At 42.1% G+C, this 25386-nt stretch carries 23 protein-coding genes and 1 other annotated feature; of the genes, 22 read left to right on the top strand and 1 reads right to left on the bottom strand.

What is annotated here, in order from left to right; all coding sequences use genetic code 11:
- Window positions 1-79: 79 nt before the first annotated feature.
- Complete coding sequence (locus ACJQWY_RS03810) at window positions 80-826, bottom strand: hypothetical protein (protein ID WP_407076433.1); 747 nt, start codon at window positions 824-826, stop codon at window positions 80-82.
- A gap of 153 nt (window positions 827-979) precedes the next feature.
- Window positions 980-1191: a binding site (T-box leader), on the top strand.
- Between the two features lie 56 nt (window positions 1192-1247).
- Here ACJQWY_RS03810 and ACJQWY_RS03805 point away from each other — a divergent pair.
- The 22 genes from ACJQWY_RS03805 to ACJQWY_RS03700 all read left to right on the top strand — a co-directional run bounded on the left by ACJQWY_RS03805 (window position 1248) and on the right by ACJQWY_RS03700 (window position 25175).
- Window positions 1248-3908 carry a valine--tRNA ligase gene (locus ACJQWY_RS03805; protein ID WP_407076432.1) on the top strand — a complete coding sequence of 887 codons (2661 nt, stop codon included), beginning with the start codon at window positions 1248-1250 and terminating at the stop codon, window positions 3906-3908.
- A gap of 147 nt (window positions 3909-4055) precedes the next feature.
- Window positions 4056-5369, top strand: coding sequence for a bifunctional folylpolyglutamate synthase/dihydrofolate synthase (locus ACJQWY_RS03800; RefSeq protein ID WP_407076431.1), 1314 nt, complete (start codon window positions 4056-4058; stop codon window positions 5367-5369).
- A 60-nt stretch (window positions 5370-5429) separates the two neighbouring features.
- The gene (rlmD, locus tag ACJQWY_RS03795; RefSeq protein WP_407076430.1) at window positions 5430-6806 is read left to right on the top strand and encodes a 23S rRNA (uracil(1939)-C(5))-methyltransferase RlmD; all 1377 of its coding nucleotides are present in this window, start codon (window positions 5430-5432) and stop codon (window positions 6804-6806) included.
- 283 nt (window positions 6807-7089) lie between these two features.
- Window positions 7090-8094, top strand: a complete 1005-nt coding sequence (locus ACJQWY_RS03790; RefSeq protein ID WP_407076429.1) for a Gfo/Idh/MocA family protein — start codon at window positions 7090-7092, stop codon at window positions 8092-8094.
- A gap of 18 nt (window positions 8095-8112) precedes the next feature.
- Window positions 8113-9519: a DEAD/DEAH box helicase gene (locus tag ACJQWY_RS03785; protein WP_407076428.1), complete on the top strand. Its 1407-nt coding sequence runs from the start codon at window positions 8113-8115 to the stop codon at window positions 9517-9519.
- Window positions 9503-10393 (top strand): bifunctional 5,10-methylenetetrahydrofolate dehydrogenase/5,10-methenyltetrahydrofolate cyclohydrolase, encoded by an 891-nt coding sequence (locus tag ACJQWY_RS03780; RefSeq protein WP_407076427.1) that lies wholly within the window; start codon window positions 9503-9505, stop codon window positions 10391-10393. Before ACJQWY_RS03785 ends, ACJQWY_RS03780 begins: the two co-directional genes overlap by 17 nt.
- A complete protein-coding gene (gene xseA, locus ACJQWY_RS03775; protein WP_407076426.1) occupies window positions 10378-11646 on the top strand; it encodes an exodeoxyribonuclease VII large subunit in 1269 nt (422 codons plus the stop codon). Before ACJQWY_RS03780 ends, xseA begins: the two co-directional genes overlap by 16 nt.
- Entirely contained in the window at window positions 11639-11869 is a 231-nt protein-coding gene (locus tag ACJQWY_RS03770; RefSeq protein WP_407076425.1) for an exodeoxyribonuclease VII small subunit, read from the top strand. The genes xseA and ACJQWY_RS03770 overlap by 8 nt, the downstream gene beginning before the upstream one ends.
- Before the next feature lie 2 nt (window positions 11870-11871).
- Window positions 11872-12732, top strand: coding sequence for a polyprenyl synthetase family protein (locus tag ACJQWY_RS03765; protein WP_407076424.1), 861 nt, complete (start codon window positions 11872-11874; stop codon window positions 12730-12732).
- A 6-nt stretch (window positions 12733-12738) separates the two neighbouring features.
- The gene (locus ACJQWY_RS03760) at window positions 12739-13569 is read left to right on the top strand and encodes a TlyA family RNA methyltransferase (RefSeq protein ID WP_407076423.1); all 831 of its coding nucleotides are present in this window, start codon (window positions 12739-12741) and stop codon (window positions 13567-13569) included.
- Window positions 13570-13573: 4 nt separating this feature from the next.
- The gene (locus ACJQWY_RS03755) at window positions 13574-14023 is read left to right on the top strand and encodes an arginine repressor (protein ID WP_407076422.1); all 450 of its coding nucleotides are present in this window, start codon (window positions 13574-13576) and stop codon (window positions 14021-14023) included.
- 14 nt (window positions 14024-14037) lie between these two features.
- Window positions 14038-15714: a DNA repair protein RecN gene (gene recN, locus ACJQWY_RS03750; RefSeq protein WP_407076421.1), complete on the top strand. Its 1677-nt coding sequence runs from the start codon at window positions 14038-14040 to the stop codon at window positions 15712-15714.
- Between the two features lie 154 nt (window positions 15715-15868).
- A complete protein-coding gene (gmk, locus tag ACJQWY_RS03745) occupies window positions 15869-16486 on the top strand; it encodes a guanylate kinase (RefSeq protein ID WP_407076420.1) in 618 nt (205 codons plus the stop codon).
- Window positions 16483-16695 (top strand): DNA-directed RNA polymerase subunit omega, encoded by a 213-nt coding sequence (gene rpoZ / locus ACJQWY_RS03740; RefSeq protein WP_407076419.1) that lies wholly within the window; start codon window positions 16483-16485, stop codon window positions 16693-16695. Before gmk ends, rpoZ begins: the two co-directional genes overlap by 4 nt.
- Before the next feature lie 111 nt (window positions 16696-16806).
- Entirely contained in the window at window positions 16807-17604 is a 798-nt protein-coding gene (locus ACJQWY_RS03735) for a DUF4422 domain-containing protein (RefSeq protein WP_407076418.1), read from the top strand.
- A 12-nt stretch (window positions 17605-17616) separates the two neighbouring features.
- Entirely contained in the window at window positions 17617-18516 is a 900-nt protein-coding gene (locus ACJQWY_RS03730) for a glycosyltransferase family 2 protein (protein ID WP_407076417.1), read from the top strand.
- 147 nt (window positions 18517-18663) lie between these two features.
- A complete protein-coding gene (gene glf / locus ACJQWY_RS03725) occupies window positions 18664-19845 on the top strand; it encodes a UDP-galactopyranose mutase (protein ID WP_407076416.1) in 1182 nt (393 codons plus the stop codon).
- A 225-nt stretch (window positions 19846-20070) separates the two neighbouring features.
- A complete protein-coding gene (locus tag ACJQWY_RS03720) occupies window positions 20071-20724 on the top strand; it encodes a GTP pyrophosphokinase (RefSeq protein WP_407076415.1) in 654 nt (217 codons plus the stop codon).
- Entirely contained in the window at window positions 20705-21517 is an 813-nt protein-coding gene (locus ACJQWY_RS03715; RefSeq protein WP_407076413.1) for an NAD kinase, read from the top strand. Before ACJQWY_RS03720 ends, ACJQWY_RS03715 begins: the two co-directional genes overlap by 20 nt.
- Window positions 21517-22428: an RluA family pseudouridine synthase gene (locus ACJQWY_RS03710; protein ID WP_407076412.1), complete on the top strand. Its 912-nt coding sequence runs from the start codon at window positions 21517-21519 to the stop codon at window positions 22426-22428. Before ACJQWY_RS03715 ends, ACJQWY_RS03710 begins: the two co-directional genes overlap by 1 nt.
- Before the next feature lie 83 nt (window positions 22429-22511).
- Window positions 22512-23873, top strand: a complete 1362-nt coding sequence (gene mgtE, locus ACJQWY_RS03705; protein ID WP_407076411.1) for a magnesium transporter — start codon at window positions 22512-22514, stop codon at window positions 23871-23873.
- A 78-nt stretch (window positions 23874-23951) separates the two neighbouring features.
- Window positions 23952-25175, top strand: a complete 1224-nt coding sequence (locus ACJQWY_RS03700) for a multidrug effflux MFS transporter (protein ID WP_407076410.1) — start codon at window positions 23952-23954, stop codon at window positions 25173-25175.
- The last annotated feature ends 211 nt before the right edge of the window (window positions 25176-25386 follow it).

Below are 25386 nucleotides of genomic sequence, written 5' to 3'. Positions count from 1 at the left end.
ATGAAAAGCTCTCCAGCCTGATGCTAAGTCAGGTTGAAGAGCTTTTTTATCTTTTATATTTATATTGGGAAAATTTATTTTATTTTTTAGCCGTTGAATTATTAATCCAAGCATTAAAGTCATCATTGTCGGCGCTTTGTCCACCAGTAATATGGCTTTGGTAAGCATTCTTTTGTGGTTGTGAAAGTGAAGCCCAAATTGAACCATTTAGCGCATAACGTGAGGCTTGAGCTAGCAAGTGGTCCGCTGTAACATCTTTAATGTTTTCTTGTTGGTGATTAGCTAATTGATCACCTGTCCACAGGGTAGCCACTCCAAATTGAGAACCATTTTTTAAGCGTAATTGCCGTGCCACGCGTACCGTTGAAATCTTGTCAGTTTGGTTAGCAGTAGCGGCTAAAGCGACAGCCGTCGCTTTAGCATATGAATTGAGGTAGGATTGGGTATCACTTTGTTTTTGATTATCTTGGAAAATGACGGTTGCGGTTTCGTCTTTTACCAAAATGGTCTGTAATTTAATGTCAATTTTATTATTGGTTAACATTTGTTGCAGCTTATTACTGTAGTTGGTATTTTGAATCAGCGTTTGGCTGGTTGAAGAAGCTACTGCGTTAGCGTTTGGATCATTAATCGCTGAAGCAATGGCAGCTTTTTGCGATGAGCTTGAGGCGGCCTTTTGCGAACTTGACCGTTGACTGACCGCTTTGGCTGCCTGATGAGCTTGGTGTTGACGTTGTGCGGCGATGTGCTGACCAAAGAGCGCGATACCACCAATGATAACTAAAATGGCAATCAAGGTGATGCCTGTTCGTTTTGTATTTTTCAAAAGATAAACCTCCATAAGAATAACTAATTGTTTTTATTATAGCAAATTCATGTTGAGATGAGATTGAGAACTGATTAAAAATCAATAACGGACGTAACAAAGAAGGACTTCAATAAAAAACTTGTAAAAAAGGGTAGATGAACGTAAAATAATGAAAGGGCAAGGCCTTATTGAGTAAATTCAAAGTCAAGTTTAGAGAGTTTTCGGGTGGTGCAAGAAAATCATGGCTTGAATTGAAAGTAGGTAAGGGGCCGAGTTGGTGAACTATGTAGTAGCCAATTCCGTATCTTCCGCGTTAAGGAGATGAAGATAAGGCTTGAGTAAGTCTTGAATTCAGGTGGTACCGCGAAAAATTCGCCCTGATAAATCATTAATTTGGTTTGTCAGGGCTTTTTAGTTTCAAAATAAGGAGAATGAATAAATGCGTGAAATTGACATGCCAGGTAAATATGACCCGCAGGTCGTAGAAGCAGGTCGTTACGACAAATGGTTAGAAGATAAGCGGTTTGCGCCGACTGGGAATCGGAAGGCACGGCCTTATTCAATTGTGATTCCACCGCCTAATGTTACTGGTAAATTACATTTAGGGCATGCGTGGGACACGACCTTGCAGGATATGTTAATCCGTCAAAAGCGGATGCAAGGGTATGATACTGTTTGGGTGCCCGGTATGGACCATGCTGGAATTGCAACCCAAGCAAAAGTGGAGCAGCGCTTGGCAGAACAAGGAATTTCTCGCTATGATTTAGGACGCGAGAAATTTGTGGATCAAGTTTGGGATTGGAAAAACGAGTATGCTGCTACGATTAAGACTCAATGGGGGAAGCTTGGCCTATCTTTGGATTATAGTCGGGAGCGTTTTACTTTAGATGATGGATTATCAGATGCGGTTAAAAAGGTGTTTGTGACACTTTATCAAAAAGATTTGATTTATCGTGGTGAATATATTATTAACTGGGATCCTAAGGCGCGGACAGCTTTATCAGATATTGAAGTTATTTATAAAGATATTGAAGGTGCATTTTATCATGTTAAATATCCATTTACGGATGACACAATCCTAAATGGTAAAAACTATATTGAAATTGCGACCACCCGACCTGAAACAATGTTTGGGGATGCGGCTGTGGCGGTTAACCCTAAGGACGAAAGGTATCAATCAATTATTGGTAAGACGGTGAAGGTACCGTTGGTTGATCGTGAAATTCCCGTGATTGCTGATGAATATGTTGAGATGGAATTTGGAACGGGGATGGTGAAGATTACACCTGCTCACGATCCAAATGATTTTGAAGTGGGGAATCGTCATAATCTTGAACGTATTAACACGATGAATGAAGATGGTTCCATGAATGAACGAGCTGGAAAATATGTCGGGATGGATCGCGACGACGCTCGTAAAGCAATCGTAGCTGATTTAGAAGCCGGTGGTTGGATGCTAGAGGTTGAACCATATACTCATTCAGTTGGTCATTCAGAACGGACCGGGGTGCCTGTTGAAGCGCGGTTATCAACCCAGTGGTTTGTACGCATGAAATCTTTGGCTGAGCAAGCTTTGGCCATGCAAAAGTCAGATGATCGGGTGAACTTTTACCCTCCTCGTTTTGAAAATACCTTTACTAATTGGATGGAAAACATCCATGATTGGGTGATTTCACGTCAACTATGGTGGGGGCATCAAATCCCAGCTTGGTACCATAAGGAAACGGGTGAAGTCTACGTTGGTGAAGAAGCGCCAGCGGATATTGAAAACTGGACGCAAGAAACGGACGTCTTGGATACTTGGTTCTCATCAGCATTGTGGCCATTTTCAACGATGGGTTGGCCTGATATTGATGCCGAAGACTTCAAGCGTTATTTCCCAACTAACACGTTGGTCACGGGATACGATATCATCTTCTTCTGGGTTGCGCGGATGATGTTTCAATCAAAGGAGTTTACCGGACGACGGCCATTTAATAATGTGTTGATTCATGGTTTGATTCGAGATGAGCAAGGCCGTAAAATGTCTAAGTCTTTGGGCAATGGAATTGACCCAATGGAGGTGATTGATCAGTATGGGGCGGACGCATTACGTTGGTTCTTAGCGAATGGTTCAACGCCGGGGCTTGATGTACGTTTCTCATACACTAAGATGGATGCCGCTTGGAACTTTATTAATAAAATCTGGAATGCAGCGCGGTATGTCATTATGAATCTGGATGATGATACACTAGCAGAATTGCCAGCCCGTGATCAAATGACTTTGGCTGATCGTTGGATTTTGTCACGCTTGAATCAAACGGTTGAAAATGTGACGAATAATTTTGATAAGTTTGAATTTGGTGAAGCTGGTCGAGCTTTGTATAACTTTATTTGGAATGATTTTGCTGACTGGTACATTGAAATGACCAAGGAAACCTTGAGTGGCGATGATGCAGCTGCAAAAAAGGCCGTGCAAGGAGTCTTAGCGTATATCCTAGACCAAACCTTGCGTTTGTTGCATCCAATCATGCCGTTTGTTACGGAAGAAATTTGGTTGGATATGCCAATGAATGAAGGTTCAATTACGGAGGCAGCTTATCCGGAAAAATATGTTGAGTTACAAGATGCGGCGGCGGAAAATGATTTCCAACGGGTAGTTGATTTGATTACAGCAGTACGCAATATTCGAACGGAAGCCAATGCCCCAATGTCAACTGCGATTGAAATTTTGATTAAGACCGATGATGTAGCCTTACAAACAATCGTGGAACAAAATCAAGATTATATTAATCGTTTTGTGAAGCCAAAGACGTTGCAAATTGGTTCAGATTTGCAAGCGCCAAAGTTGGCGATGACCAAGGTAATCACCGGAGCTGAAGTGATTGTCCCATTGGAGGAGTTAATTAACTTAGATGAGGAGATTACGCGTTTAACAAAGGAATTGAAGAAATATCAAGGTGAAGTTAAGCGAGGCGAAGGTAAGTTAGGTAATGAAAAGTTTGTTAATTCAGCCCCTGAGGCTGTGGTGGCGGCAGAACGTGAAAAGTTAGCTGATTGGCAAGCAAAAGCCGCAGCTACACAACAGCGCTTGACGGAATTGAAAGCGGCCCAAGCTTAATGGCAAAAGATAAAAATTTGATGTTTTTTATGGTGTGTGCTAATTAATAATTGAGCACATTATTCTGGACATCGTAGGTGAGGTTGGCGCAGATAATGCATCAACCTTTTCTTATAGTGAAGGTAATTCTTTGAAGGGAGAAATTGAATGATTCAAGACTATCAAGCAGCCTTAGCTTTAATTCATGGGCGCCCACGTTTTGGAAAAGCGGAAACGTTGACACGGATGCAAGCATTACTGACTCTGCTCGGTAATCCCCAAGATCAGTTACAATACGTGCATGTTACTGGAACCAATGGTAAGGGTTCTGTGTCCCGCATGACGGAACAAATTTTAAGTGCACACGGACTCCGGGTCGGACTATATACTTCGCCATTTATCATGCGCTTTAATGAGCGGATTCAAATTAATCATGTCAATATTTCTGATGCTGATTTAGTCCGGTGGGTCCAAAAATTAGAACCCTTGTTAGCGCAGCTCGATGCGCAAGCGGCTGACGGCCCAACAGAATTTGAAACCATCACAGCCTTAATGTTTGCGTATTTTGCGGAACAAAAGGTGGATATTGTCGTCTTAGAAGTCGGGATTGGGGGCTTGTTAGATTCTACTAATATTATCCAGTCGAAGCTCGTTTCTGTGATTACCACCGTGGCTTTTGATCATCAAAAATTACTGGGAAATACTTTAACCGCGATTGCAACCCAAAAGGCCGGTATTATTAAAGGACCCAGACATCCGACGGTGGTAGGTCGTTTGCCGGTGGAAGCTTTACAGGTTATTGCGCATAAAACAAAACAGTTAAAGATTTTAGATCACGATTTTTGGTTAGAGCATGTGCAAAAGGACGCCAATGGTTATTTTAAATTTGATTTTGTTAATCAGCACGGTTTAAAATTAACTAATTTAATTTTGAACTTAAAAGGGACTTATCAATTGGGAAATAGTGCTGTGGCAATTATGACGGCTCAATTGGCGTTGCAAGCTTTGAATATTGAGTTAAAGCCAGCAGCCGTTCAAGCCGCTTTACAAAATGTGACCTGGCCGGGACGATTTGAATATTTGCAACAACAGCCCCCCGTGGTGATTGATGGGGCGCATAATTTAGCGGGCGTTAATAGCTTATTGGATACTTTAAAACAACAGCCTGCCAAACACATTGAAATTATTATGGGTGTTTTGACCGATAAAGATTATCCCGCGATGTTAAAACGATTAAAAACGGATTCGCGGGTGCATTTGACCGTGGTAGCTTTTGCTGCGCCAAATCAAAGGCAAGTGGTGCAGCCGAATAATAATAATATGGAGGCGGCAGTCGATGCGACGGCTGTGGATTTTGAGCAAGCCTATGCAGCGCTCCAGCCGTTGCCAACTGATACATTGGTCGTTTTTACGGGCTCTTTGTATTTTATTTCAGCGGTGCGGCAAGCATTTATCACAAAGAAAACCAGCAAAATTAGGTAAATGATGTTATGATGTAGCAAATGAGTTGTCGCAAATACCATTTGAGGAGAAAAAATTAATATGGCAAAAATTAACGCGCCGGTTTATAAAAACCAAGAGATTGAAGGGGAAGTAATCGATATTACCTACCAAGGAATGGGTGTGGTAAAAGTTGATGAATATCCCATCTTCGTAGTGGATGCAGTTCCTGGCGAAGAAGTCTTAGTGGGTGTCACCAAGGTCCAAAAGAATTATGCTTTTGGTCGGGTTATTAAGCGGTTAAAGGAATCTAATTTACGTAATCATGAAGTGAATCAAGCCGCTTTGACGACTGGAATTGCACCTTTGGCTAATTTAGTTTATTCAGCGCAATTAGAGTTCAAACAAAAACAAGTCCAAGAGTTATTTAAAAAGATGCACTTGGATGTTGAAATCTTACCAACCATTGGGATGGAACAACACACGGGATATCGGAACAAGGCACAAGTCCCTGTACGTGAGATTCATGGTGAGATTAACACCGGGTTTTATCGGCGAAATTCACATAATTTAGTACCAATTGAAGACTACTATATTCAAGATCCAGCAATCGACCATGCTATTGTGGTCGTGCGTGATTTGTTGCGTAAGTATCAGTTGGATGCTTATGATGAGCAAACGCATCATGGTGATATTAAGACAATTATGGTCCGGCGAGGTTATTACAGTCATGAAATGATGGTTGTGATTGTAACACGTCGCAAAAAGTTGCCCGTGGCGGAAGCATTAGTGGCTGGAATTCGGGCTGCTTTGCCAGAAGTAACGTCAATTATTCAAAATGTTAACCCTGAAGCAACGAATGTTATGATGGGTGATACGAATAAGACTCTTTGGGGAGCAGATTATATTACTGACACCTTGTTAGGTAAGACATTTGAAATTGGACCTTTGTCGTTTTATCAAGTGAATCCTCAATCAACAGAACTTTTATATCAATTAGCAATCGATAAGGCTGAATTGCACGGGGATGAGACGGTAATCGATGCTTATTCTGGAATTGGAACGATTTCGTTAACTGTAGCTAACCAAGTTAAGCAAGTGATGGGGGTTGAAATTGTCCCTGGAGCAGTGGCGGATGCTAAGCGGAATGCCAAAATTAATGGGGTCGAAAATGTGACCTTTGAATTAGGCAAAGCCGAAGAGAAAATGCAAGAATGGCAAGCGGCTGAACTTCAACCGGATGTGATTTTCGTGGATCCGCCACGTAAGGGCTTGGCACCTGAGTTGATTGATGCAGCGGTGGCAATGAAGCCAGCTAAAATTGTCTACATTTCATGTAATCCGGCAACTTTGGCGCGTGATGCAGAATTATTTGCAGAGCAAGGTTACGCTATTAAAGGATCCGTCCAACCAATTGACCAGTTCCCTCAAACGACACATGTTGAGTGTGTGGTGGTGTTTGAACCAAAAGAAGCTTAATTAAATTTGGGCGGTAAAGTCGTCTACTTATGTTTGATAAGTAGTCGGCTTTTTATTGTTCTCATAAGCTGATGATAATGGGAAGCTCAATGTATTAAAGATGCTAGATAATTTAAGATGATTCTTAGCCTTAAGGTCTGGGGGGCGCTTAGTTTTTTGAATTTTCTAACATGCTGTCGTCATACCACTGCAAGGGTATGAATGTTAAAAATGAGCCTAACTAAAGCAGGGAGGACAATGCTATAATAGAAGAATAAGTATTTAAAATTAGGAGGATGGCGACATGACTTTAAAATTGGGAACGATTGGGACAAATTGGATTACAAAAATGTTTGCAGAAGCTGCCCAGATGACGCAAGAATATGAATTAAGCGCAGTTTATTCGCGGACGGTTGAAAAAGGGCAGGTCTTTGCGGATGAATTAGATAGTTCAGCCGCAGTTTTCACTGATTTAGATGAATTTTTAAAGAGTGGGATTCAAGTTGTTTACATTGCCTCACCAAATAGTTTGCACTTTAAACAAGCGCAGGCGGCAATTAAAGCGGATGTCAATGTGATTGTTGAGAAATCAGCCTTTGATAATCCCCAGCAATATGAAGTCATTTATTCATTACTGCAAATGCATCCAAGTGTCCGTCTTTTTGAAGGAGCACGGCATCTTTATCAGCCGAACTTTATGGCGATTGAAGAACAAATTAAGCAAATGGAGCACATTTCAGGGGCTACTTTAGTATTTGAAAAATATTCATCACGTTTTGATGATTATCTAGCTGGTAAGCAGCCCAACGTGTTGACCCGGGAGTTTTCAGCGGGAGCTTTAGCTGATTTGGGGATTTATCCGTTGTATGCAGCTATTAAGCTCTTTGGATTACCTAATAATCAGTATTATTTTGCCACCAAGTTGACGAATGGCGCTGACGGTCGTGGAACGGCCATCTTACGCTATGACAATTTTGATGTCACTTTGCTCTTTGGAAAAGGTTCTAATTCTTATGAACACTCAGAAATCTTAGGGCGGCGCGATACCATTGTGATTGATAATATTGCGGAGCTTGGAAAAGTGACTTATCTAGATGGTCAAGGTCAAGAACGCGTGATTAGCACGCCGGTACCGACTAATCCAATGGTACAAGAAGCCCAAAAGTTTGCTGATATTATGAATCGCCCAGCTGAATCACGGCCTGAATACGAAGAAATGTTGTTACTAAGTCAACAAGTAAACTTAGTATTAACTAAATTACGGCAATCAGCGGGAATTACCTTCCCATCTGATCCGCACACGAATTAAGAGGAACTTGAAAAAATAATGACAGACACGATGGATGAACGATTAGCCCAAAAGTTTGCGGCTACTGGCTTTATAGAACAAACGCCCATTCAAAAAGCAGTTTTTGAACCACTTGCCACAAGCCAATCAATTGATGCCTTAGCGCCGACGGGAACCGGAAAAACTTTGGCCTTTACTTGGCCACTTTTGCCATTATTACAGCCTAATGATGGGGAACAATTATTAATATTAGCGCCGTCACAAGAGTTAGCCATGCAAACGACGCGAGTTGTGCGCGAATGGGCGCAAGGTTTTGATCTAAAGGTCTTGGCTTTAACGGGGGGAGCGAATGTTAAAAACCAACTGGATCGGTTGAAAAAGCATCCAGAAATTTTGGTTGGTACGCCCGGTCGGGTTGGTGAACTTGCCGCTAGCAAAAAGTTGAAATTGCAGCGCTTGCGCACTTTAATCTTAGATGAAGCCGATATCTTGTTGCAGGATGAGACGGCTGATCAAATTCAAAATGTGTGGGAATTATTTGGCGATGAAGATATTCAAGTTGCAATGTTTGGTGCCACCGCGGTGATTAATCACCGGGCTCAAACAATTTTTAAGCGTGAATTTACGCGCATTGATTTGCGGGATGTTCAAATGCCTACTAGCTTGCACCATCAGTTTGTTTTGACGGCCAATGATCAAAAAAATAAACGTTTGCGGCAGTTAGCAACGCGTAAGGGATGGCAGGCAATGGTCTTTTTCAATACGACGAAAGCCTTGAAACAGACAGCTAGCTTTTTGGCTCATGAACACGTGGCAATGGCAACCTTGGTCAGGGGTGACTCAAGCCGGACCCGGGCAAGTGCATTAGACGCTTTTAGGAATGGACAAGCAAAATTTTTGCTGACGACAGACGTCGCTGCCCGTGGATTAGACGTAATTGATTTACCCGCGGTCATTAATTATGATTTACCACGAGATGGTGAAACCTATACACATCGGGCTGGGCGAACTGGACGGATGGGACGTACGGGTAAAGTAGTGACCTTTGGAAATGATCATGATTTGCGCGATTTAAAGCGGATGGTACAAGTTGAAATCGATGTCTTGCCATGGCAACAAATTGTTGAACAAAGCGGTCGTGCACAAAGTAAAGCGCCTACGCATGTTAAAAACGAGCAAGGACGGACGCAGACTTACTCTGCTCCTAAAAAAGGCAACGCAAAACAGGCGGAAAAGTTAGCGCAAGCGCAAGATTTGAGTAAATCACGAACTAAGCAACGGGCAACCAGGGTGGCGGAAAAAACGTTCGCGGAGCCAGTTAAAAAGTCTGAACGCATAGCTAAAGCGAAAAAAGCGAAACGCCGAAATCAAAAAGATAAAGGAAAACCTAAACACAAACTGGGACGTGATTTAGGGAAGAGGGATTTGAATGACAGAGATAATTGATGGACGAGCGATTGCTCAGCGTGTCCGAGCACAAGTGACAATGCAAACCCAACGTTTAATGGCCGAAAATATTATTCCAGGTCTAGCAGTAATCTTGGTTGGGGATGATCCAGCTAGTGAAATTTATGTACGCAATAAAGAGCGGGCAGCAGCAAAAACCGGGATTCATAGTGAGACGTTCAAGTTGCCAGCAACGACTGCTGAAGCTGAAGTTTTAGCTCTAATTCAACGGCTTAATAACGACGCGACAATTGATGCGATTTTATTGCAAAGCCCCGTGCCAGGTCAAATTAATGAGCAGGCGATGCAAGATGCAATTTCACCTGAAAAAGACGTGGATGGGTTTAATCCAACCAACATTGGGAAATTATTTGCTAATCGGGAGGGTTATTATCCAGTGGCGAATACCCCAAAGGGGATTATGACCTTATTGGAACAAGCTCATGTGGAATTGGCGCAACGTCTAGTAGTTATTTTAGGACGTTCGAATTTAGTGGGACGTCCTTTATTTGCCTTGATGGAAGCGCAAAATGCTAGTGTGGTCTTATTGCATCGTTTTACACCAGATGTTTTGCGTCATCAATTATTGCAACAAGCTGATGTAATAATTTCAGCAACGGGTGTGCCTAAGTTAGTCCAAGCCGATGATGTTAAGCCGGGGGCGACCGTTATTGATGTTGGAATTACGCGCTTGGCTGATGGTAGTTTACAAGGTGATGTTGACTTTGAAGCAGTCGCTAAAAAGACGAAGGCAATTACCCCAGTACCAGGTGGGGTTGGACCAATGACAATTGCGACGTTATTACAAACGACGGTAGAATTGGCCGCTCAACATCATCAAGTGGAGTTAGAGGCAGGATGGCAGAATATTTAACAGTAAGTGCATTAACGCAATATTTAAAACGTAAATTTGTGGCAGATCCATATCTAAAAGAGATTTACCTGACGGGAGAAGTGTCTAATTTTCGCCCGCGGCCGAAGCATCAGTATTTTTCAATTAAAGATGAGCACGCGGTGATTAGCGCGACCCTTTTCCAGGGTGTCTATCGAAAGTTACCTTTCCAATTGGAAGCTGGTATGCGAGTGAATGTAGTTGGACATATTGATTTATATGCGCCTAATGGAGGTTATTCAATTATTATTGAGCGCATTGAGCCAGATGGAGTGGGTGCCTTGGCCGTACAATATGAGCAGCTGAAGCGCAAACTGGAAGCAGAAGGGTTGTTTCAACAAAATCAACGAGCTATTCCAGCATTTCCGCAGAAAATTGCGGTGATTACTTCGCCGAGTGGAGCGGTCATCCAAGACATTCGTACGACTGTTCAGCGCCGTTATCCGATTGCCCAAATTTATCTTTATCCCGCAGTAGTGCAGGGACAAGGCGCTGTTCCCAATCTGTTACAGCAATTAAAACGGGTAGCACAAGCGGATTATGATGTTTTGATTATTGGGCGGGGTGGTGGTTCGATTGAAGACCTCTGGGCCTTTAATGATGAACAATTAGCACGGCAATTAGTACAAATGCCCATGCCAGTAATTAGCTCGGTGGGGCATGAAACAGACACGACGATTGCTGATTTTATTGCCGATCAGCGTGCTGCGACACCGACCGCTGCAGCTGAAATTGCGACGCCGGTCTTATTACAGGATCTCTGGAATGACTTAAACCAGATACAGGTGCGTATGATTAATAGTTTAAGCAATCGGTTAAATTATTTGGATGAACGTTTAACTCGTGTACAACAGAGTGCGGTCTTACAACAACCAACGCGTTTATATGAAGGTTTAAGTCGGCGAGTTGATTTAGCCCAAGATCGTTTGGAGCAAGTATTTAAGACACAATTAACGCAAAATCAGCATCATTTGGCCTTAATAACGCCACGTTTAAATAATGCGATGCAACGGCAACTCGAACAAAAGCAAACACGTTACGCCCGAGCAGTCCATGGTTTAGAACTAATGAGCCCCTTAGCTGTTTTAGCCCGAGGTTATAGTGTTACAACCAATCAAAATCAGCAAGTGGTGCGACAGGTTAGCGATGTTGCGACTGGCGATCAGGTATATATTCAATTGAATGACGGACAAATCTTGGCCCAGGTTACGGAGACAAAAAAAGAAAATGACTAATGAAAAAGAACAAACATTTGAAGAAAAATTAACAACATTAGAATCAATTGTGACGCAATTAGAAAAAGGTGAAATTCCGCTTGAACAAGCAATTGAAGTCTTTCAAAAGGGGGTGACTTTGTCCAAAGATCTTCAAAAAAGTTTACAAACGGCTGAACAAAGCCTGACAAAGATTGTACAAGATGATGGTCAAATTCAAGATTTTCAATCTGAGGATAAATGAACATGAACTTTAATCAATTTACGAAAGAAATGCGTCCACAAATCGAGGAAACTTTAACCAAAGAGTTAGCGACAGTGGCGTCCAATCCTGAGCTGCAAGCGGCTTTGGAGTATTCAACCTTGGCTGGCGGGAAGCGGCTCCGTCCGTTATTAACATTGGCTGTCTTACAAAGTTATCATGTGGATTTGCAGGCATATTTAAAAGCGGTCAGCGCTGTGGAATTAATTCATAGCTATAGCTTGATTCACGATGATTTACCCATTATGGATGATGATGATTTACGACGGGGTAAACCCACAACTCATCGTAAATTTGGGGCTGCAGTCGCCTTGTTAGCAGGGGATGCTTTACAGCCTTTAGCTTTTGAATGGTTGTTAAGTGTGGGACCTTTAAGTTCTCGCCAAAAGCTCGCGTTAGCCCAGAATTTAGCGCAAGCAGCCGGAGCAGCTGGCATGGTGGGAGGCCAAGTTGAAGATTGGCAGATGACTGGTCGCACGCCCCAAGTTGCAGAATTAGACCAGATTCATCAAAAAAAGACGGGCGCTTTGATTATTTATGCATGTCAGTCTGGTGGCATTATGGTCGATGCCAGCCCAGATGAAATGCAAGCTTTAACTCGTTTTGGTCAAGCTTTTGGCTTTGCCTTTCAATTAAAAGATGATTTGCATGACTGGCGACAAGACCAAGGTGAAGATAAAAATGCTTATCCTGCTTTAATTGGTTTCAAAGCTACGCAAGAACGCCTAAAAGCAACGGTTGAGCAGGCACAACAGGCTGTCGCTGATTTAGAGCAAGTCAGTCGACTAGATTGGGAATTATTAGCAACGAGTTTGGCATATTTTGAAGATGTGATGGAGAGTTAGGAATTCATGGCGAAATTGGAAAAAGAGCGGGTTGATATTTTAGCGGTGCAACAAGGCTTATTTACTTCGCGGGAGCAAGCGAAGCGAGCCATTATGGCCGGAGAAATTTTAGGCGAAAATGAGCAACGCATGGATAAACCAGGTGAAAAAATTGCGGTTACCACCGAATTGCATTTAAAAGGGGCGCCGATGCCCTATGTGTCACGTGGCGGTTTTAAGTTAGAGAAAATGCGCGATGTTTTTAAGCTAGATTTTAGCGGTAAGACGGTGCTCGATATTGGCTCATCGACGGGCGGCTTTACTGATGTTGCCTTACAAAGTGGGGCTAAATTAGTCTATGCGTTGGATGTTGGGACAAACCAGCTCGTTTGGAAATTACGTTCAGATGAGCGCGTTGTAGTGATGGAGAACACTAACTTTCGGTATAGTAAGTTAGATGATTTTAAAATGGGACAGCCAGAATCGGCCACAATTGATGTTTCATTTATTTCCTTGAATTTAATTCTAGCGCCCTTGGCTCAAATTTTAGTGCCAGGGGGGTCAGTGGCGACCCTGATTAAGCCTCAATTTGAAGCTGGGCGGACTGCAGTAGGTAAGCATGGGATTGTGAAATCTGCTGAAACGCATCTTCAAGTGCTTAATCAAGTCGCTGAATATGCAAAACAAGCTGGCTTTAGCATGGTGGCGCTGGATTATTCTCCAATTAAAGGTGGATCTGGTAATATTGAATTTATTGCGCACTTGAAGTTAGATGGTGGGCAAGATACGATTGATTTAGCAGCGCGACAAGCCATGGTGCAAGCCGCACATGAGCAATTAAATGCACATCAGGAGTAGACGGATGGTCAGGAATAAAATGGCGCGGCAGGCCGAAATTAGGCAAATTATTAAACAACAGCGGGTTCAGACGCAAGAAGAGCTAGCGAGGATTTTAAATGATCGTGGTTGGAATGTGACCCAAGCAACCGTTTCACGCGATATTAGTAGTATGCAGTTGGTGAAAGTCCCCCTAAGTGAGGGCGGATTTGCGTATGACTTACTGCGGGATGCTGATTATGAAACGCAGGTTAAGGCGATTTTGCAAGAAGCCCAAACGCAGATGCAGGCGCAGGGTAATTTGATTATGGTAAAAGTGTTGCCAGGAACTGGTCCAGCCTTAAAAACTGCCTTAGAAGCCCTAGATTTAGATGAAATTTTTGGGATTGTCGGGGATGATAATGGCGCATTGATTATTGTCAAAGCCGGTTATCATGCTGCGGGATTGATGGATAAGTTGGCCCAACTACCATGAATAAGGAGTGAACAATGTTACAGGAATTATCAATTAAAGATTTTGCGATTATTTCAGAGCTGAATCTCAGCTTTGACGACGGGATGACCGTTTTAACAGGGGAGACTGGCGCGGGAAAGTCGATTATTATTGATGCTGTAGGATTGTTGGCTGGTGGGCGAAGTTCCACAGATTATCTGCGCGAAGGGACTAAAAAAGCCGTTTTACAAGGGCTTTTTACTTTAGAAAACACTGAGCTGATTACTCCAGTATTAGATAAATATAATATTGAATTAGATGAACAACAATTATTGATTCATCGTGAAATTCAGCAAAGTGGACGCAATGTCATCCGTGTGAATGGACAATTAGTTAATACGACCGGCCTACGCGAGATTGGGCAATACTTAGTTGACATTCATGGCCAAAATGAACATCAGGAATTAATGAAAGTTGAGCGGCATGAGGCCCTATTAGATCAGTATGCGGGGGTTGAGCTAGCACCAGCGCGGCAAGTATACACGGAAGCCTTTAAGCAGTATCAAAGTCTTGCTAAGCGCTATCGGCAACGTCAGGCTGATAAACAAGCTTTTGCGCAGCGCTTAGATATGTTGACTTTTCAGGTAAATGAGTTACAAGAAGCTCAGTTGAAGACTGGGGAAGAAGAGGAATTAGATCGTGAGTATCAGGAATTATCTAATTTCCAAGATGTTTTAGAAGCGTTGTCAGGCGCTTACACTTCCCTTGACGGCGATTGGGAAGGGAACGGCTTAACGATTGTGGGCGAAGCTTTGAGTTCGATGGAGAGCATTGAAGAATTTGGAAGCCGTTATCAAAAATTGACGGAAACCATTCGTGATTCTTATTATGAGTTGCAAGAAGCGGCGTCAGAATTAGCCGCGGTTCGGGACGGGTTAGAATTTGATGGCGGTCGGCTACAAGAAGTAACTGATCGCTTGAATTTAATTCATACTTTGGAAAATAAATATGGTGCAACCGTTGAGGAAATCCTAAGTTATCAAAACCAGATTGAACAAGAATTGAGCTTGATGAAAGGCGAAGGCACGGAATTATCGGACTTGAAAGAACAAGTGGTTCAAGCCCAACATGCCACCCATGTTGCGGCTCAAAAACTAACTGATTTGCGCAAACAAACGGCGGGAAAATTGACCCAAGCGATTCATGAACAATTAGCTGATTTGTATATGGATAAAGCTGTTTTTTCAGTACATATGGAAAAAACAAAAACGTTGCATGCTACAGGACAAGATCAAATTGAATTTTATATTCAAACTAATCCGGGTGAAGCGGCCAAGCCCTTGGCCAAAATTGCGTCCGGAGGAGAATTGAGTCGGATGATGTTAGCGATGAAAACTATTTTTGCGCAAGATCAAGGGGTGACCGCCATTATTTTTGATGAAGTAGATACTGGTGTGTCAGGACGGGTCGCGCAGGCTATTGCCAATAAGATTTCGAAAATAGCTAAACACTCGCAAGTTTTGACGATTACGCATCTCCCACAAGTGGCTGCTATTGCAAAACATCAATTATATATTGAGAAAAAAATTGTTGATAATCGGACATTGACGACTGTGACACCATTGGCTGTAAAGGCGCGGATTGATGAAATTGCGCGGATGTTATCTGGAAATCAATTAACTGATGCCGCCCGACAGAATGCGCAGGATTTGCTCGCTCAAAATCAAGGTTAGGTGGAAGTACTTGCGTTGAATTATTTATAAAAATATAAGGGTGATTGCTGATGTTTTCTAAGTTCGGTATGCTTGGATTAGTGGTTGAATAAAACTTGAAAAACAGGTAAGATAAGAGTTATTATTACAAAGATGTAAAAGGGGTACATAGGACATGAAGCGTGGGGTTTTAATTGTTTTGTCTGGTCCATCTGGCGTTGGTAAAGGAACGGTACGGAAGGCCTTGTTTGAAGAGCCAGATATTGACTTCACGTATTCGATTTCAATGACGACACGTAAGCCACGGGATGGTGAAGTCCATGGTGAAGACTATTTTTTCGTGAGTCGTGATGAATTTGAAGCTAATATTAAAGCAAATAACATGTTAGAATATGCTGAATATGTTGGTAATTATTATGGAACTCCTAAAAGTTTTATCGATGAAACTTTGGCAGCCGGGCATGACGTTTTTTTGGAAATTGATGTCCAAGGAGCTTTGCAGGTCAAAGAAAAAATGCCTGAAGGAGCTTACATCTTTTTGACGCCACCTGATTTAAAGGCTTTAAAAGAGCGGCTTCAAGGTCGTGGTACTGACGCACCAGAGGTGATTGAGCGCCGGGTGGCTGCTGCTTCATCTGAGATTCGTATGATGGCTAATTATGATTATGCCGTGGTCAATGATGAAGTCGATGCTGCCGTGGCCCGGATTAAGAACATTGTGCAAGTTGAGCGGTTACGTGTGAACCATATTTTACCAGAATATATTGCTATGATTGAGGAGTTTGAGAAATGATTTTATATCCATCTGTTGATAAGTTATTAGAACAAGTAAATTCACGTTATAAGTTAATTGCGCTGGGTTCAAAGCGAGCACATGAATTGGAACAAGGAAGTTTACCAACCATCGCGAAATTTGATTCAGTTAAGCCAATTGGGCAAGCTTTGGAAGAAATTGAAGCCGGTAACGTGATTGTTGATCCAGATGAAACAGAAATGGATTAATTAAATGAGCACTTGAGTGGGTGACGGCAGCGTTTTCCCGCTTTTTTTAGAGCTAAAAAAGTGCCTCAATCAAAAATTTAGTATGATTGTTTAGGAGATAAGTGAGAACTGATGGAACAAGCAGCGACGAAGGTGACGATTTTAGTGGCAGCCCATAAGCCCTATTCGATGCCGGATAATTCAATCTATCGGCCAATTCTGGTGGGGGCAGCCCAGCATGTGAATGTGCTAAATGAACATTGGCTCAAAGATGATACAGGCCGTAATATTTCTCAAGAAAATGCTCATTATAATGAATTAACGGCGTTATATTGGGCTAAATATAATTTACAAGATCAAGATGTAATTGGATTAGCACATTATCGGCGCTTTTTAGGTCGCAAGATGAGTCATCAGTACACGGCTTTACTGACACAAAGTGAGATTGAGCAGGGCTTGGAGCAAACAGATATTTTGCTGCCTAGGGCGCGCAATTATTGGATTGAGACGCAAGCCCAACATTATTTAAATGCGCATGCCAAACGACCCTTTGAAGTGATGTCAGCTGTGATTGCTGAGGATTATCCTAAATACAAAGCGGCTTGGGAGCAGGTTCAAGCATCAAAAAAGGCTCATTTATTTAATATGAGTATTATGCGGCAAGCAGATTTTCAGGCTTATACTGATTTTATGTTTGGCGTGTTAAAATTAGTAGAAACCCAGTTAGATTATGCGCAATTAACTGGGGAAGATCAGCGGGCGCTCGGCTTTTTAGGTGAGCGTTTGATGGATGTTTGGTTGATTGCAAATGAGAAACAATATTTGGAATATCCATTGGTAACATTGGAAAAAACAAATTGGTTGAATAAAGGATGGCATTTTTTGAGCCGTCATTTTAGTGATTCTCAAAATAAAAAAACGCATTTCTAAGGAGAAAAATTTATGACGACGAGTGCGGTAGTCGTGACTTTTAACCGATTAACAATGTTAAAAGAAGTCATTGCGGCTTTGCAAAATTCACAAACAAAAGTGAATCATATTATTGTTGTTGATAATCATTCAGATCAGGATACATATGAGTATTTAACTGGTTTAGGATCGCAAATTGAATATGTGCGTTTAGATGAAAACTTAGGTGGCGCGGGTGGTTTTAATCGTGGAGTGCGTTATTTTATGGAACATACCCAAGATGAATTTGTTTGGTTGATGGACGATGACACCGTGCCACACCCAGAGACCCTGACTAATTTATTACGATTTGCGCAAAAAACACCCCAGTTTGGCTTTTTAGCTTCAGACGTACGTTGGACGGATGGCCATCGTGCGAAGATGAATAATCCGGCACCGAAAAACCGGCTGCATAAAATTCCCGAAAATACGACTAAAAATGAAGAATTGATGAACGCGACTTTTGTGAGCCTATTAATGGCCCGTCCTGTAATTGCACACATTGGGCTACCCATCACTGAATTCTTTATTTGGGGGGATGACATCGAGTATACCGAACGAGCTGGTCGCGTGGCACCCGGGTATTTTGTGGCTGATGCTCGCGTAACCCACAAGATGAAGAGCAATGTCGGATCTGATATCTTGACTGATACTTTGGATCGATTACCCCGTTATTTTTATTCATATCGGAATAAAGTGTATTACGGAGCGAAGCGGAATTTCTTGGGGCGGTTGAAATCAGACGCGCGTATCTTGTATGAATTTTTAAAATTATGTTTGAAACCAGGTATTCAAAATCGACGGCAACGAATTCATGTCTTAGTAAGCGGCGTGCAAGCTGGACGACACTTCCAGCCGGTGATTGAATATGTCAAAGAGATAAAATCTAAATAATTCAAACTTAATATTCAGGTCCCGGCGGATAATACAGATGATAAAAAATTTTAAATTTGGTATACAGGTGATTTATTATATTTTATAATGTGAAACAGAACTTACTTTGGTTGGAACCAAGGTGAGAGATAAAATGAGGAATAAGCAATGACATTAAATGATAAAAAATATGATTATTTGATTGTGGGGGCTGGGCCATACGGTTCAATTTTTGCGTATGAAGCAGCTAAGCGGGGTAAGCGTTCTCTTATCGTCGAGAAGCGACCACATATTGGTGGGAACATGTACACACATACTGAACACGGAATTACCGTGCATGATTTTGGAGCACATATTTTCCACACGGATAATAAAGAAGTTTGGGACTATATCCGTCAATTCGCTGATTTTAATGGTTACCAAAATCAAGTTGTTGCTAACTATAAAGGTTCACTTTATAATTTGCCCTTCAATATGAACACCTTTTATGAAATGTGGGGGACGAAGACGCCCGATGAAGCGAAGGCTAAAATTGATGAGCAAAAGGCTGAAGCAGTAGCTGCGATGGATGGAAAATCTCCGCGCAATTTGGAAGAACAAGCCATCTCTTTGATTGGGACTGAGATTTATGAAAAGCTCATTAAGGGGTACACTGAAAAGCAATGGGGCCGAAAAGCAACTGATTTGCCGGCCTTTATTATTAAGCGCTTGCCGGTTCGTTTTATTTATGATAATAATTATTTCAATCATCGTTACCAAGGAATTCCCGTTGGTGGTTATACCCAAATTTTTGAACGCTTGATTATGAATAATGATTTAATCGATGTTCAAGTTAATACTGACTTCTTTGCCCACCGGGATGAGTACTTAGACGAATTCCCACGGATTATTTATACGGGAATGATTGACCAGTTCTTTGATTATAAGTTTGGTGAATTAGAGTATCGTTCACTGCGTTTTGAAACAGAGACGGTTGATTCTGATAATTACCAAGGGAATGCGGTAATTAATTATACAGATGCCGAGACCCCATATACACGAGTAATGGAATGGCGGCATTTTGATGGCTTAGCAGATGAAGGTAAGTCTGTGATTACCCGTGAGTATCCACAAACCTGGGATCGCACTAAGGAAGCTTATTATCCAGTTAATGATGATAAGAATATGGCGATGTACAAGCAATATGCTAAAACTGCGCGTGAAGAGCATCCTGAAGTGCTCTTTGGGGGACGGCTAGGTCAATATCGCTACTTCGATATGGATCAAGTGATTAATGCGGTGTTTAATGATTTACGGCATGAATTTGATTTGTCCACCGACTTTAATTTTGCGCATGATGAAGCAAATTAATTAATCAATCTGTTAAAAGGACTTACACCTCATTGGCGTGGGTCCTTTTCTGATAAACTTTCTTTTCCGGGTTGATGTTGGCTAATATGAAGATGTAACGACTAATTTATGGATAGGTTAGCTTAGCTTTAGATTTTTTAGTATAATGGAGTATGGCTGTATTCGGTCAAACAAACCGGCTACAACATCTCAAAGAGCATAGTCTCTGGAGTAGGAGAGAATAAAATGATTGAAAATTGGCAGAATTTTTTACGCCCGTATGAACAAGCAGTGGCTGAATTAAAAGTTAAGTTTCGCGCTTTACGGGAAGAATATATTCAAACTGGGGTTGAAACGCCAATTGAATTTGTGACGGGACGCGTTAAAAGTGTCGATGCAATTAAAGAGAAATTAGTACGACGGCACGTTGATGAGAATCGAATTGAGCAAGATATGCAAGATTTAGCAGGAATTCGGATTATGACGCAGTTTACCAATGACATTTATACTGTGGTTGATTTAATTCGTGCGCGGAATGACATGGTGGTTTTGGAAGAGCGCGATTATGTAACTAATTCTAAGCCATCTGGTTATCGTTCATATCATATTGTGATTGAATATCCAATTGAAACGACACAGGGAGAACGGAAAATTTTAGCTGAAATTCAAATTCGGACCATGCAAATGAACGTTTGGGCTACGATTGAACATGCCATGAATTACAAATATGACGGGACCTATCCTGAAGATATGGAAGATAAATTACGTGAAGTCGCGGAATTGACCTTTAAGGTGGACGATTTATTCCAAGAAATGCATCAAGAAATTAGTGAATCACAACATGCTTTACGGAATCACACGAAACGAGATGATGTACAGGATGAGAATAACAATTTATAAGAATCAAGGTTCGCGGTCCAAAGCGGTCGGGAATATTTTGCAGATGTTATTAAAAAAGCATCCCCAGGAATTCATCTTTGATGATTACCACCCGGAAGTAGTAATTAGTGTTGGTGGGGATGGGACATTATTAGCTGCTTTTCAAAAATATAAAAATGAAGTGGAACAAGTTCGTTTTATTGGGGTGCATACAGGTCATCTCGGCTTTTATGCCGATTGGCAGGAATTTGAATTAGATCAATTAGTAACCTCTTTGTTAAACTCACAAGGTCAAACGGTCCAGTATCCATTATTGGCCACGCAAACGCATTATCATGATGGACATGAAGTCACGAATTTTGCTTTAAATGAAGCCTCGATTAAACAAGTGACGGGGACTTTGGCGGTTGATGTTTACCTGGATGGTGAACTGTTTGAACGCTTTCGGGGCGATGGTCTAACGGCTGCTACGCCAACAGGGTCGACGGCATATAATAAAGCGATTGGGGGCGCCGTGTTGCATCCCAGCTTAGCCAGTATTCAATTAGCTGAAATTGCCTCGATTAATAACCGGGTTTTTCGAACGTTAGGGTCGCCTTTAGTTGTAGGGCCGGACGAGACCATCCGGATTGTTCCGCTCAAAGCACAACAGTCAGTTATTCTTACACATGATCTTTTGAATGAAACAAGCGATCAGGTGGATTGGATTGAATTTAAAGTGGCAAGAGAACGCATATCGTTTGTGAGCTATCGTCATACCCCATTCTGGCATCGGGTGAGAAATAGTTTTATTGGAGATGAGGTCGTAGATTAATGGCAAGTTTTAGTTGGATTAAGCAAGAAGCAGGTCAAACCAAGCTCAAGACCTTTTTAGCTGAGCGTGGAGTATCTCATCGCATGTTTAGCATTATTAAGCGTGGTGGTGGTCGCCTTTTATTAGATGGTCGGCCCGTTAAGACGGTCGATTTAATTGATGAAGGTCAACGGGTGACGGTGATTATGCCCCCCGAGGTTAGTAATGAAACGTTAGAAGCTTCGAACTTACCACTGCCCATTCTTTTTGAAGATGATAACTTTTTGGTGGTGAATAAACCCGCTGGCGTAACTTCCGTGCCGGGGAAAGCTGACCGAGAAACGACGATGGTTAACCGAGTTAAGGGATATTTAATGCAGGGAGGGGCTCAAGATTTGGTGCCCCACGTCGTGACTCGACTGGACCGCTTTACATCAGGGGTAGCGTTGTTAGCTAAGCATCGGTTTGCTCATGGTTTGTTAGATAAAGCTTTGAAGGAACATACCGTTGATAAGCGTTATTTGGCCCTTGTGGATGGCAACTTAGCGGATGATCATGGCTTGGTTGATTTACCGATTGGGCGAATGGATGATGACTTTATTCGGCGGGAAGTACGTGATGATGGGAAGCCATCTATGACGGAATATTGGGTCGTGCGCAGGTATGGAAATCAAACTTTAGTCAAAGTGCAACTGCATACGGGAAGAACGCATCAAATTCGGGTGCATTTTAAAGCTTTAGGACATCCCTTGGTGGGGGATGAGATTTATGGTGGACCATTGGATCGAGGAATCAGTCGCCAAATGTTGCATGCTTATTGGCTTCAATGGTTTGATCCGTTTGCGCAACATCAACGGCATTGCCAAGCTGATATTCCAGAAGATATGCAAGCGGTCTTAGGGGATTTTAACTTGCAAGAAATCATGGATTAAATTCAGGTGAACGTTAAATCATTTTAAAAATGACTTAACGTTGGCATACATAATTTGATGATATAGAAATAGGGGTGAATGGCATGGAAACAACTGAATTACGTGATGAGATTATTCCAGTTTATCAACAATTGTTTCACGCTTTAGAACGTGGGCAAGAGCAGGCTTTTCACACGATTTTTGATGATTTGCATAACTATGACCAAGCGCAAATTTTCCAAGAATTAAGCGCCCAGCAACGACGCCAATTAATTGAGTGGGTCGATCCCGTGAGTTTGGCGGACGTCTTTGATTTGATTGAGCCCGAGACGATTGATGAACAGGATTATTTGTCAGAAATGACTCCGCAATATGCTGCGAAACTTTTAAATGCGATGTATGTCGATAATGCGGTTGATTTATTAGGAATTATGCCTGATGGGCAGCGCCAACGTTATTTGCAGCAATTGGCTCCGGATGATGCCAAAGAGATGCGCGAGTTGCTGGGCTATGCGGATCAAACGGCGGGATCGTTGATGTCGACGGAATATGTTGCCATTGATCTGGCTTTGACAATTGGCGAGGCCTTGGTGGAAGTTAAACGGCAGGCAGCGGAGTCAGAGCAGATTGTCTATATTTACGTGCTAAATCATAAAAAATTAGCGGGGGTTATTTCGTTAAAAAGTTTAATTGTGCATGCTGATGATGAGCAAGTCGCTGAAATTATGACGCAAAATTTGGTGACAGCTTTACCCAATGAAGATCAAGAAAAGGTCGCCCGTTTAATGGCAGATTATGACTTGGTGGCGCTACCTGTCGTGACTCAAGATGATCAGATGTTGGGAATTATTATGATTGATGACATTTTGGACGTGATTGAAGCAGAAAGCGCGGAAGATTATGAACGTTTTGCCGGAGTGCATAATGTTGACTTTGAGGAAAGCCCCTTTCAATCGGTGGCTAAACGGCTCCCTTGGTTGTTAATTTTAGTCTTTTTGGGCTTAGGAACGGCTTCAATCATCAAACATTATGATCTCGTTGTGCAACAATTACCGCTTTTAGCTGTTTTCATTACGTTGATTACTGGAACGGCTGGAAATGCAGGAACGCAAGCTTTAGCGGTGGCGATTCGACGGATTACCTTGCATGAGCACCCTGGTGTTTGGCGGATGATTGGGGTCGAATTATTTATTGGATTATTAATTGGATTATTAGCTGGTAGCACGATTTTTCTAGTGGTTTGGTTGTGGACTAAAATGTGGCTCTTTGGCTTAGCAGTTGGTTTAGCAATGGCCTGTGCGATTACGGTCGCTAATTTGGCTGGGACGGTGGTGCCTTGGTTGATGAGTAAGGTCAAGATTGATCCGGCAGTGGCTTCAGGACCTTTTATCTCAACGTTAAGTGATTTGACGTCGGTGATTATTTATTTTAGTATCGCAGAATGGTTGTTAGGCTTGTATTTTTAATGCTAGCTCGAAACAAATTAAAACAATTAAAAGGTTAGATTGAGTGACAGCTTTTGATGAAAGGGAGTATAACAAATTGTGGCAAACCAAAAGAAATTTAATTATTTTCAGATTATATTATTGGGGGTTCTGAGTGCCTTTGCTGTTTTTTCAATGGATTTTTATTTGCCAGGGCTCCCGGAGTTACAACGTGATTTTCACACCACGACTTCTTTGGCTCAGCTTACAATTACGTCATCTTTAATTGGTCTTGGGGTTGGACAATTATTTGTGGGCCCCTGGTCAGATAAAATTGGGCGGCGTCAACCACTTTTAATGGGAACTTTCATCTTTGCTTTAACCTCATTTTTAATCAGTATTACCACGAATGTTAGTTGGATGATTGCTTTACGTTTTTTGCAAGGTTTGTCAGGCTCAGTTGGCATTGTTTTATCATTAGCGATTATTACGGATTCGTTTAATGGTCCAAACTTAACACGCCAGATTGCCATTAATCAGGCCATTAATGGAACTTTTCCAATTATTGCGCCTGTGTTGGGTGGTATGGTAGTGGCACTGAGTGATTGGCAGATGACTTTTGTGATTATGATGACGATTGGGCTATTATTATTTGTGGCAGTACTGTTTGAGTTACCCGAAACGAAACAAAGAGTGCCGCAAGATCAGTCGGTAGCATTCGGGAAGTCCATTACGCTTAGCGCAGCTTTGAAGCATCAGGGACGTGAGTATTTGAAATTAGCGCACCAAAAAAACTTCATGACTTACTTGTGGGTTCAAACTTTTATGATGGCGGCTCTTTTTGCGTATATTTCTGGTTCGGCCTTCGTTTTGGAAAACATCTTTCATTTAAATGTCACCCTGTTCGGAATGGTATATGCCCTTAATGGGGTCGGGATGACGGTGATGACAGCCTTAGCTGGAAGCTTGGCACCAAAATATGGTGAACGGCGGGTTTTAGGTTGGTTTATCATTTACGGTCTGCTGGGGGGCATTATTTTGTTGGCAACGACCTTAGTAGGGGCCCGATTAAGTTGGGTGTTGCTAGCTTTTTTCATGATTACGTCGGCAGTCGGTGGAGTGCAGGGGATGGCTACTTCCCTATCGATGCAGGGGCAACAAGCTCATTCTGGTAGTGCATCAGCCTTGTTGGGGACTTCGCGCTATGCGATTGGCGGTTTGATGTCACCCCTTGTTGGTATGTTTGGGACGCAGACCATGTTGCCATTAGCAATTTTAATTTTTGGCGTCCAATTGTTGGCTGGTGTTTGTTTTTGGAGTTCACAAGAAAATCAAAAAGTTTGAAATAAAATTAAGAAGAAATATGTTATACTTTTATCAGGACATACGTTTTAAGTCAATGGTTTTAGAGACGTCATGGGTGGTGTAAGTGACGCTAAACTTAAAACGTGCTACCAGCATAATGATATTCAAGTTTTTGAATCGCGAGCCAGCGTTATCGGCCTTATGAGAGGTAATGGAGGTAGATCTGCATTGCAATCAGGGTGGTACCGCG

This window comes from Weissella kandleri (assembly GCF_045504165.1).
Taxonomy (GTDB): Bacteria; Bacillota; Bacilli; order Lactobacillales; family Lactobacillaceae; genus Weissella; species Weissella kandleri_A.
This window is presented reverse-complemented; position numbering and strand designations above follow the sequence as displayed.